This window comes from Nitrososphaerota archaeon, from assembly GCA_016872055.1.
Lineage (GTDB): Archaea > Thermoproteota > Nitrososphaeria > Nitrososphaerales > Nitrosopumilaceae > Nitrosotenuis.
On sequence record VHBH01000003.1, the window covers coordinates 27,660 to 40,457 of the forward strand.

A 12,798-nucleotide genomic window follows, 5' to 3' on the forward strand; every position below is an offset into this window, starting at 1 on the left:
TTTGAATTTACTTCCCTCCTTTAATCAAAGAATCAAGCTCTTCGAAAACAAATTTGCAGTCGTATGGGCCAGGCGATGCCTCTGGGTGAAATTGCACTGCAATTATTTTTTTGAGCTTGTGTCGAATGCCTTCGACTGTGTTATCGTCAGTATTTGTAAACCATAAATCAAATTCGGTTTTTCCAAGTGAATCAGGGTCTATACAGTAACCGTGATTCTGGGATGTGACGTAGACCTGCTTGTTTTGTAAATTAAGGCAGGATTTGTTTTGTCCCCGATGTCCGTACTTTAGCTTGTACGTGGATGCACCGCCAGCAAGTCCTATTATTTGTGCGCCAAGACAAATGCCAAGTGTTGGGATATTATTTTGGATTAGATTCTTGGCAGTTTCTATTGTCTCAGGGCATGCCTCAGGATCTCCAGGCCCGTTACTTAGCACGACGCCCTTTGGGGAATATTTCATGATATCTGAATAGCTAGTGTTCCACGGTACTTTGATGACTTTGTATCCAAGATCCCGAACATTGCGCAGTATGGCATTTTTGACACCAGTATCCACCACCACGACACAGTCAGACTCTTGCCCAAATGACTGGACTTGTTTTGTGGAAACTACATTCATGAATTTTTCCTCAGAGTATGGTTTTGCAGTTGCCAGCTCTTTTTTGATCTGCTCCACATTTATTTCAGAATCAGACACCACTAGTGCCGCCATTGTGACTCCGCTGATTCGTAGTCTTTTTGTAAGCTCGCGCGTGTCAATATCAGAAATTCCAGGAATTCCCTCTTTGTGCATCCACTCATCTAGTGTCATCGATAGATTCCAGTGGCTTGCAATCTCGGATAATTCATGGACCACTAATCCCCGAGCCTGAATACACCCGGATTCAAAGAATTTTGATATCCCAGACTCGTCGGCTTGTGATGGGTCAGGCACTCCATAATTACCCACAAGCGGATAGGTCAAAGTCAGTATTTGTCCCGAATAAGACGGGTCAGTCAGGGTTTCGACATATCCCACCATTCCGGTGTTAAAAACAAGTTCACCAAAAACATTCTTCGAGGCGCCAAAGCCCCTGCCAGAAAGAATAGTACCATCAGATAAGATCAGTTTTGCATATTTGTTTGCAAACTGGGATTTTTTTATTGAAATTGTGACCCTCCGTGATTGGATTTTCGAGATGATTTAAGTTTTATGAGTAAGAAAGCGATCAGTTTCAGGAAAAACGGAATTTTGGTACTTGACTAATTCCAAAATTGAATTTATAGTGCGCGGAACTGCTCGCTCCACTTGTAGTAAGCGCGAATCATATCCATCGATACGCTCGGCTTGCGTCTTGCCATTATTTCCTTGAAATCAGCCACTGTTAGATCTCGAGGCTGCGGCGGAGTCTCGCCCGCTATTGGCTCGTGATAGCCAGGCTGTGTGAATAATTCATTTACAATTCTTAGCTGTGCACTCTGGCAGACATCTTTGACATCAGATGCAGAATAGCCATCAAATAATTTTGCAAGCTCCATTGGCTTTACCTTATCATCCTTCTTTAGTTGTGCAGTATACAGTTCAAAGAGCGCTTCTCTTGCTTCAAGTGTTGGCAATGGTACATAGACTCTTTTTTGGAATCTTCGCAAGAACGGCCAATCCAAGCTCCACGGTTTGTTGGTTGCACCGATTACGTACATTTTGATATCTTTACCTTTTCCGTTGATTCCATCCATTTCCGTTAGGAACTGATTCTTGGTTCTAACCTCGCCTCCGACTTCGGAGTTACGGTTTCCGAGTAGTGAGTCGATTTCATCTATGAATAGTATGACTGGCTTGTTTTCCTTTTCCGCATATCCACGAGCTAATTTGAATACCTTTGAGACATTTTTTTCTGCTTCGCCTAACCACTTTGACATCATCGATGCAGCATCCACCACAATGAAGTAACCATCTATTTCGTTTGCAGTGGCAGCAGCCAGAACTGTTTTTCCACATCCTGGTGGACCATACAAGAGTATGCCTCTTGGCCAGCCAAGTGGAAACAAGTCTGCTCTTTGTGTAGGATAAACAATGGATTCGCGCAATGCGTTTTTAGCATCATCTAGACCGATTACTTCCTTCCAAGTAACATCGGGTTTTTCCTTCATTATCAGGTCATCAAATGTGTCTTCGTCCTTTTTCTTTTCCAGCTGCGCCTTTTGCTCAGCAGGGGTTGCATTTGGGTCCACGGCAGGCTCTATATCTACACCATGGTTCATCTGCAAAGCCTTGATTCTGTTCTCATATGCGCGACACCTCTCAGTGTAAACCTTGTTTAGCTTGTTGTCTGGGTATAATTGGATTAATTTTACTAGCGAGTCGATTGCCTTTTGGTAGTTAGCAATTGCCATTCCTCGGGCACCCTGAGAGTCGAGCTTTATTGCATCGGATGCGTATTTTGATGCGTTGTTTTCTAGTTCTTGTGGTGCCAGACTCATTTCTATACTACCTGCTCGAATGTGAATTTAGATTTGCCTTGGTATTCTTGGGTGTGAACTCCGTTGACAAATTTTGTTAAATTTATTGTACCTTGATTTTGGCCATCAAACGATAGATTATTTGACACATCGCTCTTTGCGCTCTCTATTTCAGACACTGATGATTTTGCCGATATGAGTAATTCCTGGATTTGATCATTTACCTCCCCAATAGAGACAGACCAGTTTTTCATCATGTCTACGAATTCTCGCAATAACGCGTAGGCCTCTTTTTTGCCGTGGTGTTTTAATATTATCTGCTCGGCTAGTGCCAGTATTGAATCCAGGTCCTCGAGCTCGTCCTTTGATAGCTTGTTTATTTTTGATTCATAGTTAGGGTTGGATTCTAGGATCTTTTTTCTGACTAGGTCGGAAAGCTGCTTTACCTTGCCTAAATCACGCTCAAAGTTGGTACTCTCAAAGTTCATGGTGTGTATAATTAGTAATTAAGATTAGGATAGAACTTGCGGATTTTAGATTCGGCAATCAAATTAAGCTCAGCTAGAATTTGTTTGGATTCGAGGTTTGTCTGCTTAAAATCAAACCGTGATTCCAGCAGACAACCAGAATCCATGACAATGCTGCCCAAAGAAGTCGAGAGCTCAACTAGGTCTTGGCGAGTGCTAGGGACTATTCCGTAGATGTTAGAGTTTATCATTCTGATTAGCGAAATTAGCGGACAGATTTGTATAATGCCTGAGATTTGCGATATTGCAAGTAGTGTGGATTTGACGGACTTGATTGCATTTATTGCGACTAGAATGCTTGTTTCCATTTCCAATTGTGTATTTTCTAGTGAGTCATTTTGTCCGTAAAATTGCATATTTTTGGCATGGAGTTCAGAGCTCGCCTGGTCCAGCTTGTCTAGTATCATGCCAGAAACATGAATGCAGTATTCCAGTCTTGGCTTTATTGTTATAGCATATGGGTTTGGCAAAACCTGGACCGTGTCATTTACAAATACAGAGCTTGAGACCATACCTAGTTTTAGATCTGGGGTTTGCTTATGAGTGCGGTGTCCCAGATTTTATCGTAACCGCGGTAACAAGTGCCGAGGGTTACAGTTTTTTTCTAATTGTTTACTGAAATTGACAAACGGTCTTGACTAGAAAACCTCCAAGAATGCGCATGGGAAAAGAACGGGAAATAACAGTAAGTCTAGAAGAATTTGGATTATCGCAGTATGAGGCGCGAGCCTATGTCACACTAATTACCAAGGGGACGATTTCCGCATCGGATGTTGCATATTATGCAGAGTTGCCAAGAACAAAGGTCTACCCAGTTTTGCTAAAATTACAGCAGAAAAAACTCGTCATAATATCAAGATCAAAGCCAATAATGTGCACGGCAATTGCGCCAGAGGACGCATTTGACGAAATTGTGCACGAGCAGATTAGCAAGGTTGACGCAATGAACACATTGGTATCAAAATTAAAGAAAATAAGCGAGGATGGTAAAAAGGCGCAAGGAGCAGAAGAAAAACGATATTTCCACCTAGGTGCAAACTATGTCCCAGATAGAATGCGAGCAATGATTGACGGTGCAAAGACATCAATTCACATCACTGCAGATTCTTGGGGGTTGTCAATTTTAGCCGAATGTAAGGAAGAATTGCTATCTGTGCTTCGACGAGACCTAGACGTTAGACTAGTCGTACCAGTATCGGTTATTGGTTCTGAATCATTTAGGAATATTCCAGACGGAGTGAAGATTCGCTCATCTGAAATCGTTCAAAACTGTTTTGCCTTTGATGATTCCGAAATCTTGCTAATAGACAACACAAATGGTAGAGGTGCAATCTTTTCTGGAACTGACATTCTTAGTGCAAGCCAATCAAGATTGTTTGCCCAACTATGGAAGGATGCCCTAAAAATCGATAACCTGTCAGAGATGACAAAGAGTCAGGCACTCGAAGTCTGCAAAATTATCAATATCATAAACCAAAATGGCTTAGGTTTTGCGCTGCATTCTATACTAAACTCGAAAAAATTTGTTGACTTTACCAAGTTCCTGGACAAGTCAGGAATCTCACTCAAGGACAAATCTCTAGACCAAGTCCTAGATATCGTTAACTCTACACTAGAGATGACATGTTCTGGCAAGGTCCAATATGATGAAAAAACAAACAATATCATTTTAGAATCAAAGATAAACTCTGGTCATTCCCTACCATGGGCAATGCTCATTGAGAGTTATTTAGAACAAAAGGGCAACCACCCCAAAATGATTTATCATTCAGATTCGCATAAGGGCGAGATGATTCATCTCAAGATAAATTAGACATAGTCAATTTAATTCAAAATCGCTATCTATGCCCGTTGAGAAACGACTGCACCTTTAATGGAACACTAACATCAGAGCTTTCATCATGCCTAGAAAAATAGGCCATGCTATAACAAAATAAGATTGTATAATCACAATAAAAGGTGATGCAATCGACAATCTAATAGCATCTACAATAAAAACAAACATGTAGAATTACAAATCAAATTCTCTGAGCACACTAATATTTTCCAGAGAAATCCCAAAGGAAAAAATGGGAATCAAATTATGCACGTGATCTTAAAACAATAAATTCCCAATCATTTTGAATCATTCCATGATAGAAGAAAGGCTAAAGCAGCTAAACCTCACACTTCCAATACCTCCAAAGCCTGCTGGTTCCTACATCCCGGTAGTGATATCAGGGAATCTGGCATTTGTCTCAGGACAAATACCAATGCGTGACGGCAAGGTCATATACACTGGTAAAGTTCCTTCTGAGAAATCAATCGAAGAAGCACAAGCAGCTGCAAAACTGTGTGCGATTAATCTTTTGGCGCAACTTCAGGCAAATCTTGGAAGCCTGGATAAAATTACAAAGATTGTTCGCGTATCAGGATTTGTAAATTGTACGCCGGAATTCTCCGAGCACCCAAAAATAATCAATGCCGCATCGGATCTATTCTATGATATTTTTGGAGAAAAAGGCAAGCATTCTAGAATCGCAGTCGGCGTGAGCAGTCTTCCCCTAAATTCTACGGTAGAAATCGACATGACCGTCGAGTTTTCTTAGGCTTTCTGGTTTAGTCTTGCGTTAAACTCTTTGATAAACGGCAGAATCTTGTCTTTTGGTATTACTGCCCCGCATGCCTTATCGTGTCCACCCCCAGAGCCACCAAACTCTGCAGATAGTCCGTTTACCATTCTTCCCAGATGTATCTTGCAGGATTTAGAGCCGCGGATGGAAACAGCATAGATTCCATGGTCTATTCTTTCCTTGTATGCAACACCAACATCCTTTCCAGATAATCCCAGAACAAAGTTGACTGCACCTGATGCACCGGCATCCGTTATTTCCATGTAACCGAGATTCTTCATAGTTTTTAGTGATTTTTTGACCTTGGCAATCATCTCTGCTAATTTTCCGACCTGAATTTGCGCAAACTCGAATGTGTTTGGAATTTCATGTGGAAATTTTGATTCAGCGAGCATTTCCACCAAGTACAGTAAATAGTCAGGATCCTTTTGGTGTCCCACAATGTTGTAGGTCAGAACAGTAGCTGATATCAGAGCAAACTGCCTATCATAGATTTGGAGAAGTTTTGCACCTTTTGGTCTGTCCTCCATGTAATCAGTAATAGCTGCACATGTGGCAACAAATGTGGAATGGTCAGATAGTTTTTTCTTGTATGCATCATACACTTGCACCGTGGTGCATTCGTTGGTGTCGTGGAATATTTTGACTTTGGCCTTTTCGAGTTTTTTTATTATTTCTGGATCGATATCGTGATGATCGATATAGGTGACTGCAACCTTGCGCTTTCTGAGAGTTGACAATACTTCGACAAACTTGTCCTGGTTATTTTTTGCAAGCCCCAAATCACAAATGTATAGTGTCTTTAGCTTCTCATCATTGATCAGGGTCTCAATTACAGGCATTAAGCCCGGATAGTCAACTAGAACTGTATCTCCTCCAAAGGCCTCTCGAATTAGTGCTGCAGAGCTGATTCCGTCTGCATCCTCCATGTGGGAGATACATAGTACCTTTGTTTTTTTGATTGGTTTTTTTACCGCCACAAAGTGCGGTTTTTTGGGCTCTAATTTAAACCAAAATTACTTTTTTGCCAAAATAATTAGCTGGCGCTTGTCCTCATCTGAGAGACTGGAATACACATCATAAAACGTCGTACCGGACATTTGGGCTGCTGTGTCTATTTCCGCAAGCTTTGCCTGCAGTTGTGGTGAGGCAGACAAAACCAATTCATCTACCTGACGCATAAAGTCGCGCTCAATATGGCTCATAATTATCAATGAAAAACAGACCTATAGGACTCTGCTTTGTCAGATTAGACCAAATGCTATATCATATCAAACAAAACAAACGAGAACGCATCGGAAAACCACAACGAAATAGCATTTTTCAATAACATGTGTTTTCCCATCTGCCTGGTCTACGACGCAGATATGGCAGTTTCTCGTCGCATGTAAACGTCAAAATATTATTTAAGATTGTTCACAATTCTCAGATATTTTGTAAAACAGTTGCATAAACTTAATAGGTAATTTTTGGGCAGAAAGGCCAAATTGGAGACAAAAAACATAGGCCTGCGCGACATCGAAGTAGCAGACACCAAAATATCCGACATTGACGGCGAGCACGGCAAGCTAATCTATCGCGGGTACGACATTTTGGATCTGACAAAAAACTCGACCTATGAGGAAACTGCATGCCTGTTGCTCAACGACAAGCTTCCTACAAAATCTGAGCTTGACGAGTTCAAGCAGAGACTAATAGATGCGCGCGACATGCCGCGCCAGATGCAGTCCAACATGAGAAACTGGAAGAAAAACGCCGACCCCATGGTAATGATGCAGGCGTTTGTTGTTGCGCTATCTGGTTATTATGACGACAAGGGCTCAAGTGAGCAGGAGGTAAACTATCAGAGTGCAATATCTCTCATATCAAAAACACCCACCATAGTTGCAAGCTGGGAGCGGGTCCGCACAGGAAAAGACATTGTAGACCCAGACCCAAGATTATCACATGCTGCAAATTTTCTAAACATGCTTGTGGGAGAAAAGCCGGACGCTGAAACAGAAAGAATTTTCGATATTTGTCTGATTTTACATGCAGACCACACATTTAACGCGTCCACGTTTGCAGCACGTGAAGTAGCATCGACTGGTGCACACATGTATTCGGCAGTCAGCGCGGCAATTGGTGCACTGTCGGGACCGTTGCACGGCGGTGCAAACTATGAGGTAATGAAGATGTTACTTGACATCAAGTCAGTGGATAACGCAGAATCATGGGTCAAAGAAAGGATTGCTAATGGCCAAAAGATAATGGGCATGGGCCATGCAGTGTACCGTACGTATGACCCAAGGGCTCAGGTCCTCAAGGAGCTATCACGAAAAATGGCAAAAAAGACAGGCTCACCGTGGTACGATATCACCCAGGCAGTGGAGGAGACTACTATCCGCGAGATGAAGCGACAAAAGGGAATTGACATTTACCCAAATGTGGACTTGTACTCTGCATCGCTGTACTATATGCTCAAGATTCCACCAGATCTTAATACCCCAATCTTTGCAATATCTCGAGTAGCTGGATGGACCTCGCATGTCATAGAGGAAAAATTTGCGCAGGCTGCTCCAAAGACAGCACTGTATAGACCAAAGGCAGTATATGTCGGCAAATATTGCGGACCGCAAGGCTGCACGTACGAGCCAATCGATCTTAGAAGATAATTACCTGGCACAATAAAAAATGCAATGGTCTGGATTAGATACTCTGATTATGGCAAGCCAAAAAAGAAAAAGGCGTCTGCCAAGCCAATGAAAAAATCAAAGCCACGAATAGAGCCAAAGATCAAAAGCACACCAGGGAAACACAAAGTAGAATTCAAAAAGGCCAGTGAATTAAAATCAGAAACAAACTAACAACAATCAAGAGTCGGGTTTGACAATTAAATCATAATCTCTCTTACACAGAAATCTTGAACGAGTAGAATGAGATATAAAAATTGAAAAAATATACTCAGCTCAAACCAGAGATTATAAAAATTTTAGAAGGCACTACTTTTGAAAAATTTAAACAATACAATACAAAAATGTTCAAGAATTTCTCAATCATGTTGATTAAAGTCTGTGCAAGTAAATTCGTAGCAAATCGATTCTAACTCACATCATCTTGAAATGAAACTAAAGAAATTCAATTCAGACAGGAATTGACGGATTTAAGAGAATAATTGCAGAACTTGGAAAATCTGATAATCCTAGTAAATTTTTAGTGATGAAAATGGAAAATTCGTTAATGTTATGCAAACCACACAATAAAATCACATAGTTCGCTGGATCATGTTTTCATTGGTGAATAAATAATTCGGCTAATAGTTCCGGATGAACAAAAATCACCATGGAAAGATAACAGAGTGTAATTAGTTTCTGGTGTTTAACCATTGTTGCGCGCGATTTGTTATGTCGTGCTTGTACAAAACTTGGAACACCATTTCATAAAACGTGATTCCTTTTTGTTGGGCCTGCGCATCAAGCCACTTGATTCCTTCTGCTAGTTCGGGATCAGTGTCGGAGAACTGGACCAGCTCGTCGACCATCCTTGTAAAGAAGGAGAAGGACTTTTGCATTACGGTATGGTTTTGCATTTGACTATTCAGACCTGAATTCAAATTATATAGACAAAAAACACCTTTTTGGTTGACTATGATTCACAGTATTTTTTGCGATGGAAATGCAAAGAGAATTTGCTGGACGATTCAGACTGATGATACCATGGTTGATCAGTTCCGGGACCATGCAGACATTTACCTGAATAAAGTAACTGATTTGCAATCAAAATACATCGCACTGCATGTTGGGATTTTTTGGGGAATAGGTGTTTTTATAATAAAAAATGGCGACACAATAAAAATTCAGCTGGATTCGGATGAGATGTTCAAACATTTATCCAGTGATGAAAAATCGCAAGACCCACTAATAGAAGGCAAAAAAAGATTCATCAATATGCTAGCAGAACAACGCGGCCTAGTCTACCAATACTCCAAGATGTCAAGTCGTGACAATATCAGCTCATCAATGCTGTAGAATTATGCCAATGTCTTGCAGGTTCGTGTGGGTTGGTCCTGTCCTTATTAGGCCACCAAATTTTTTAAAAAATGAATTGGAATCATTGTTTTGTAAGTATGGTTTTATGATATCATAGTCAACGGCATGATCAAAGATTGCACCGGCGTATTCCGTGTTACCATCAATCCCGTCAGTTCCAATAGATCCAATAGTCGTATTTGCAGGCAATTTTGGAATTATATTTAGGACAAACTCCTGATTACGTCCACCTTTTCCCCTTTTGCGCACTAGTACTGTTGTTTCCCCGCCAAAGATAAGACATGATTTTTTTGAAGTCTTGAATTTTTTGAGAGTTTTTTGTGCAGCCTGTGCAACATCGCCTGTCACATCAGGATATATGACTGCAGAATATCCAAGTGATTTTGCCTTTTTTGACATTATGTCAAGACAGTCAGAATTTGATGCAATTATCTGGTTTGGGATTCTTGGCTTTTTTGGAGTCTCGCCTATCTTGCCTTGCGCGCCACGACACAGTCTTGATAGAACGGATTTTGGAAGTTTTTTGCCCAGATTGTACTTTGATACTACATCCAGACAGTCAGAAAACGTCGTCTTGTCGCAATATGTCATTCCTGATGCAATAGAACTCAAGTCGTTTCCCACAACATCCGACATTACATAGGATATAGCGTCACAATGCAAATTTTCTAGTATTCTGCCCCCTTTTACGCCTGAGAGATGCTTACGAATTGCGTTAATTTCCGATATAGAGGCACCGGACTCAAGCAGTATTTTTGTGGCCTTGATCTTTTGTGATAATGTAATTCCGGCAGGCGAGCAAACTAAGGAAGATGAGCCCCCAGATATCAAAAAAACCACCAAGTCTTCTTTGCCAGCATTTTTCAATAGTGATATGATCTTTTTTGCAGCATGGGTTGAGTTTTGGTTTGGTGTTGGGTGCCCTGCATAGATGACTAGAAATTTTTTGTTGTGAAATACAGACCTCGTATTTTTTGGAATTACAATGATTCCGCCATCTGCATGCAAAATATCGTGTGCGGTTTTGGCCATTGCATCTGCTGCCTTACCCATTGCAACAAGCCAGATTTTATCATATTGCGATGTGTGATATAATTTACCAGAGCAGACAAGCCTGTTTTGTGTAATGTATTTTTTGATATACCCCGTATTCCTTGCAGCATCTAGGCCGGCATCAATAATTTTGCGCGCATCACTCAATGAGTGATTTGGTTCCTGCATTGCTTATTAGATTAGCACTGGTCACACTTAAAATTAGTAGAAAGGGTTATCTTCTCTTCGCATTGTAGCCAACCTAACTTCATTGAATAAAAAACAGATCTGCTGGGCAAACTCGTCCTATGATGACTCTGATATCGTTATAGTTGGCATTCCAGATGAAACGGGGTCGCATGCAATATTTACTGGATCATCTGCTGCACCAGATCACATCAGAAAGATTTCAAATTCTAATGACATTTATGCGGAAAAAAAATTTCCATACTTGGCCCAGCCAACACTCGGAATAGGGGTAGCACGCGTTCACGATTACGGAAATATCAAAAAAAGGCAGATTGAAACAACTATGGCAAAAATTCTTGCCGCAAAAAAACTGCCAATATCTATTGGTGGAGACCACTCCAATACCGCACATATTATCAAAGCCATGGCAAGAAAGCATGGCAAGATCTCACTAGTATATTTTGATGCTCATCCTGACTTTGTATCGCATACCAAGAACTATTATGGCTCAGTAATTACGGACTGCCTAGACTATATCGATATCAAGTCCAGCATTCAGATAGGAATCCGCAGTCCCGAGCAAGATGAACTAGACAACATCAAAAAGCACAGACTCCGCGCAATCACCCCGTTTGATATAGTAGAATCAGGCATCAAGTCGGCAGCCAATACCATTTTGGATACAGTAAAAGAAAACGTCTATGTGTCATTTGACATGGATTGTCTAGATCCATCATGTGCACCCGGAGTATCAGTGCCAGTCCCACTTGGAATCCAGTCCACAGACGCTATGTATTGCGTAAAAAAACTGGCCAAGAGAGGAATCATAGGCCTTGATATCATGGAGGTCTGTCCCTCACATGACCTAAACGATGTCACATCGCACTTGGCATCGCGAATGATTGGTGAGTTGATTTCATCCTGTAAGGTATAAGTACCCAAATTATAACCACCAAAATATGAACACAGTAAAAATTCCAAAAATAATCAATTTCGGCAAAGATGCATTATCTCAATCAGAATATCAAAAAAATGCTCTAGTAATCACAACTGCTCCCCCACCGATTTCACAAAAGTGGTTAGGCAGGATGGGCATCAAAGATTACATGCTATTTGACAAAGTAGAGCCAGAGCCATCAATTGAAACTGTACAGAGCGTAATTACAGAATTCAAGCCAAAGAATCCATCTTGTATAATTGGATTGGGTGGCGGAAGTTCACTGGATGTTGCAAAATATGCAGGTGCGGAAATGAAATTGGAAAAAACGCTCATCCCGACAACATTTGGGACGGGAGCGGAGATGACCACATACTGCGTCCTAAAATTTGATGGCAAGAAAAAACTCCTCCGCGAGGACCGATTCCTAGCAGATAGGGCGATTGTAGATTCATATTTTATGGAAGGAACACCGGAACAAATAGTCAAAAACTCTGTTTGTGACGCATGCGCGCAGGCAACTGAGGGATATGATTCCAAGCTAGGTAACGAATTCACAAGAACATTGTGCAAGCAGGCATTTGAGGTATTGTATGACGCAATAATTAACAACAAGCCGGAAAACTATCCATATGGTTCAATGTTATCAGGTATTGGATTTGGCAACTGCTCCACAACACTGGGTCACGCACTATCCTATGTCTTCTCAAATGAGGGTGTGGCACATGGATATTCATTATCATCATGCACAACTGTGGCACACAAGTTCAACAAGTCGATTTTCTATGATCAGTTCAAAGAAGTAATTGAAAAGCTAAAATTCGACAGAATGACGCTCAAGGCGCCATTAGACCAGGCAGCTGATGTAGTCATGACTGACAAAGGTCATCTGGATCCAAATCCAAGTCCTGTGACAAAACAAGATGTCATCCAGTGTTTACAGGATATCGTCGACGGTAAGCTGTAAATTTTCATTTTCTCTTTTAATTTTGTATGAGAATTTCGCTGACGTTTACTAAATTTAAATAGGT

The 12,798-nt window shown here is 41.0% G+C and carries 14 protein-coding genes; 6 read left to right on the forward strand and 8 right to left on the reverse strand.

Features of this window, described 5'->3' with window-relative positions:
- Positions 1–7: 7 nt before the first annotated feature.
- The 4 genes from carA to FJ354_03340 form a co-directional block, all read right to left on the reverse strand.
- Positions 8–1,174 carry a glutamine-hydrolyzing carbamoyl-phosphate synthase small subunit gene (gene carA, locus FJ354_03325; protein ID MBM3905701.1) on the reverse strand — a complete coding sequence of 389 codons (1,167 nt, stop codon included), beginning with the start codon at positions 1,172–1,174 and terminating at the stop codon, positions 8–10.
- A gap of 89 nt (positions 1,175–1,263) precedes the next feature.
- Positions 1,264–2,463, reverse strand: a complete 1,200-nt coding sequence (locus tag FJ354_03330; protein MBM3905702.1) for an AAA family ATPase — start codon at positions 2,461–2,463, stop codon at positions 1,264–1,266.
- A gap of 2 nt (positions 2,464–2,465) precedes the next feature.
- Positions 2,466–2,930 (reverse strand): hypothetical protein, encoded by a 465-nt coding sequence (locus FJ354_03335; GenBank protein ID MBM3905703.1) that lies wholly within the window; start codon positions 2,928–2,930, stop codon positions 2,466–2,468.
- Positions 2,931–2,941: 11 nt separating this feature from the next.
- Entirely contained in the window at positions 2,942–3,481 is a 540-nt protein-coding gene (locus tag FJ354_03340; GenBank protein ID MBM3905704.1) for a hypothetical protein, read from the reverse strand.
- Positions 3,482–3,630: 149 nt separating this feature from the next.
- On the opposite strand from FJ354_03340, the gene FJ354_03345 reads away from it, so the two are divergent.
- On the forward strand, positions 3,631–4,782 hold the full coding sequence (locus FJ354_03345) for a TrmB family transcriptional regulator (protein ID MBM3905705.1): 1,152 nt from the start codon (positions 3,631–3,633) through the stop codon (positions 4,780–4,782).
- 319 nt (positions 4,783–5,101) lie between these two features.
- Positions 5,102–5,557 (forward strand): RidA family protein, encoded by a 456-nt coding sequence (locus FJ354_03350; GenBank protein MBM3905706.1) that lies wholly within the window; start codon positions 5,102–5,104, stop codon positions 5,555–5,557.
- On the opposite strand, the gene FJ354_03355 is transcribed toward FJ354_03350, so the two are convergent.
- Positions 5,554–6,510, reverse strand: coding sequence for a single-stranded DNA exonuclease RecJ (locus tag FJ354_03355; GenBank protein MBM3905707.1), 957 nt, complete (start codon positions 6,508–6,510; stop codon positions 5,554–5,556). The genes FJ354_03350 and FJ354_03355 overlap by 4 nt on opposite strands.
- Positions 6,511–6,597: 87 nt before the next feature.
- The gene (locus tag FJ354_03360; protein MBM3905708.1) at positions 6,598–6,786 is read right to left on the reverse strand and encodes a hypothetical protein; all 189 of its coding nucleotides are present in this window, start codon (positions 6,784–6,786) and stop codon (positions 6,598–6,600) included.
- 282 nt (positions 6,787–7,068) lie between these two features.
- Here FJ354_03360 and FJ354_03365 point away from each other — a divergent pair, with 282 nt between their 5' ends.
- Positions 7,069–8,235 (forward strand): citrate (Si)-synthase, encoded by a 1,167-nt coding sequence (locus tag FJ354_03365; protein MBM3905709.1) that lies wholly within the window; start codon positions 7,069–7,071, stop codon positions 8,233–8,235.
- A 689-nt stretch (positions 8,236–8,924) separates the two neighbouring features.
- Here FJ354_03365 and FJ354_03370 read toward each other — a convergent pair.
- On the reverse strand, positions 8,925–9,131 hold the full coding sequence (locus FJ354_03370) for a hypothetical protein (protein ID MBM3905710.1): 207 nt from the start codon (positions 9,129–9,131) through the stop codon (positions 8,925–8,927).
- Positions 9,132–9,207: 76 nt separating this feature from the next.
- On the opposite strand from FJ354_03370, the gene FJ354_03375 reads away from it, so the two are divergent.
- Entirely contained in the window at positions 9,208–9,588 is a 381-nt protein-coding gene (locus FJ354_03375; GenBank protein ID MBM3905711.1) for a hypothetical protein, read from the forward strand.
- On the opposite strand, the gene FJ354_03380 is transcribed toward FJ354_03375, so the two are convergent.
- On the reverse strand, positions 9,577–10,830 hold the full coding sequence (locus FJ354_03380; GenBank protein ID MBM3905712.1) for a DUF4147 domain-containing protein: 1,254 nt from the start codon (positions 10,828–10,830) through the stop codon (positions 9,577–9,579). The two genes, FJ354_03375 and FJ354_03380, sit on opposite strands and share 12 nt — an antisense overlap.
- 82 nt (positions 10,831–10,912) lie before the next feature.
- On the opposite strand from FJ354_03380, the gene FJ354_03385 reads away from it, so the two are divergent.
- Positions 10,913–11,764 carry an arginase family protein gene (locus FJ354_03385; protein ID MBM3905713.1) on the forward strand — a complete coding sequence of 284 codons (852 nt, stop codon included), beginning with the start codon at positions 10,913–10,915 and terminating at the stop codon, positions 11,762–11,764.
- 25 nt (positions 11,765–11,789) lie between these two features.
- Positions 11,790–12,734: an iron-containing alcohol dehydrogenase gene (locus FJ354_03390; protein ID MBM3905714.1), complete on the forward strand. Its 945-nt coding sequence runs from the start codon at positions 11,790–11,792 to the stop codon at positions 12,732–12,734.
- Positions 12,735–12,798: the final 64 nt, after the last annotated feature.

Excerpts from the sequence above, each read along its gene's own strand:
- FJ354_03330 (MBM3905702.1), bottom strand. The coding sequence starts at position 2,463 with ATGAGTCTGGCACCACAAGAACTAGAAAACAACGCATCAAAATACGCA.
- FJ354_03335 (MBM3905703.1), bottom strand. The coding sequence starts at position 2,930 with ATGAACTTTGAGAGTACCAACTTTGAGCGTGATTTAGGCAAGGTAAAG.
- FJ354_03340 (MBM3905704.1), bottom strand. The coding sequence starts at position 3,481 with ATGGTCTCAAGCTCTGTATTTGTAAATGACACGGTCCAGGTTTTGCCA.
- FJ354_03345 (MBM3905705.1), top strand. The coding sequence starts at position 3,631 with ATGGGAAAAGAACGGGAAATAACAGTAAGTCTAGAAGAATTTGGATTA.
- FJ354_03350 (MBM3905706.1), top strand. The coding sequence starts at position 5,102 with ATGATAGAAGAAAGGCTAAAGCAGCTAAACCTCACACTTCCAATACCT.
- FJ354_03355 (MBM3905707.1), bottom strand. The coding sequence starts at position 6,510 with ATGGAGGATGCAGACGGAATCAGCTCTGCAGCACTAATTCGAGAGGCC.
- FJ354_03360 (MBM3905708.1), bottom strand. The coding sequence starts at position 6,786 with ATGAGCCATATTGAGCGCGACTTTATGCGTCAGGTAGATGAATTGGTT.
- FJ354_03370 (MBM3905710.1), bottom strand. The coding sequence starts at position 9,131 with ATGCAAAAGTCCTTCTCCTTCTTTACAAGGATGGTCGACGAGCTGGTC.
- FJ354_03375 (MBM3905711.1), top strand. The coding sequence starts at position 9,208 with ATGATTCACAGTATTTTTTGCGATGGAAATGCAAAGAGAATTTGCTGG.
- FJ354_03380 (MBM3905712.1), bottom strand. The coding sequence starts at position 10,830 with ATGCAGGAACCAAATCACTCATTGAGTGATGCGCGCAAAATTATTGAT.
- FJ354_03390 (MBM3905714.1), top strand. The coding sequence starts at position 11,790 with ATGAACACAGTAAAAATTCCAAAAATAATCAATTTCGGCAAAGATGCA.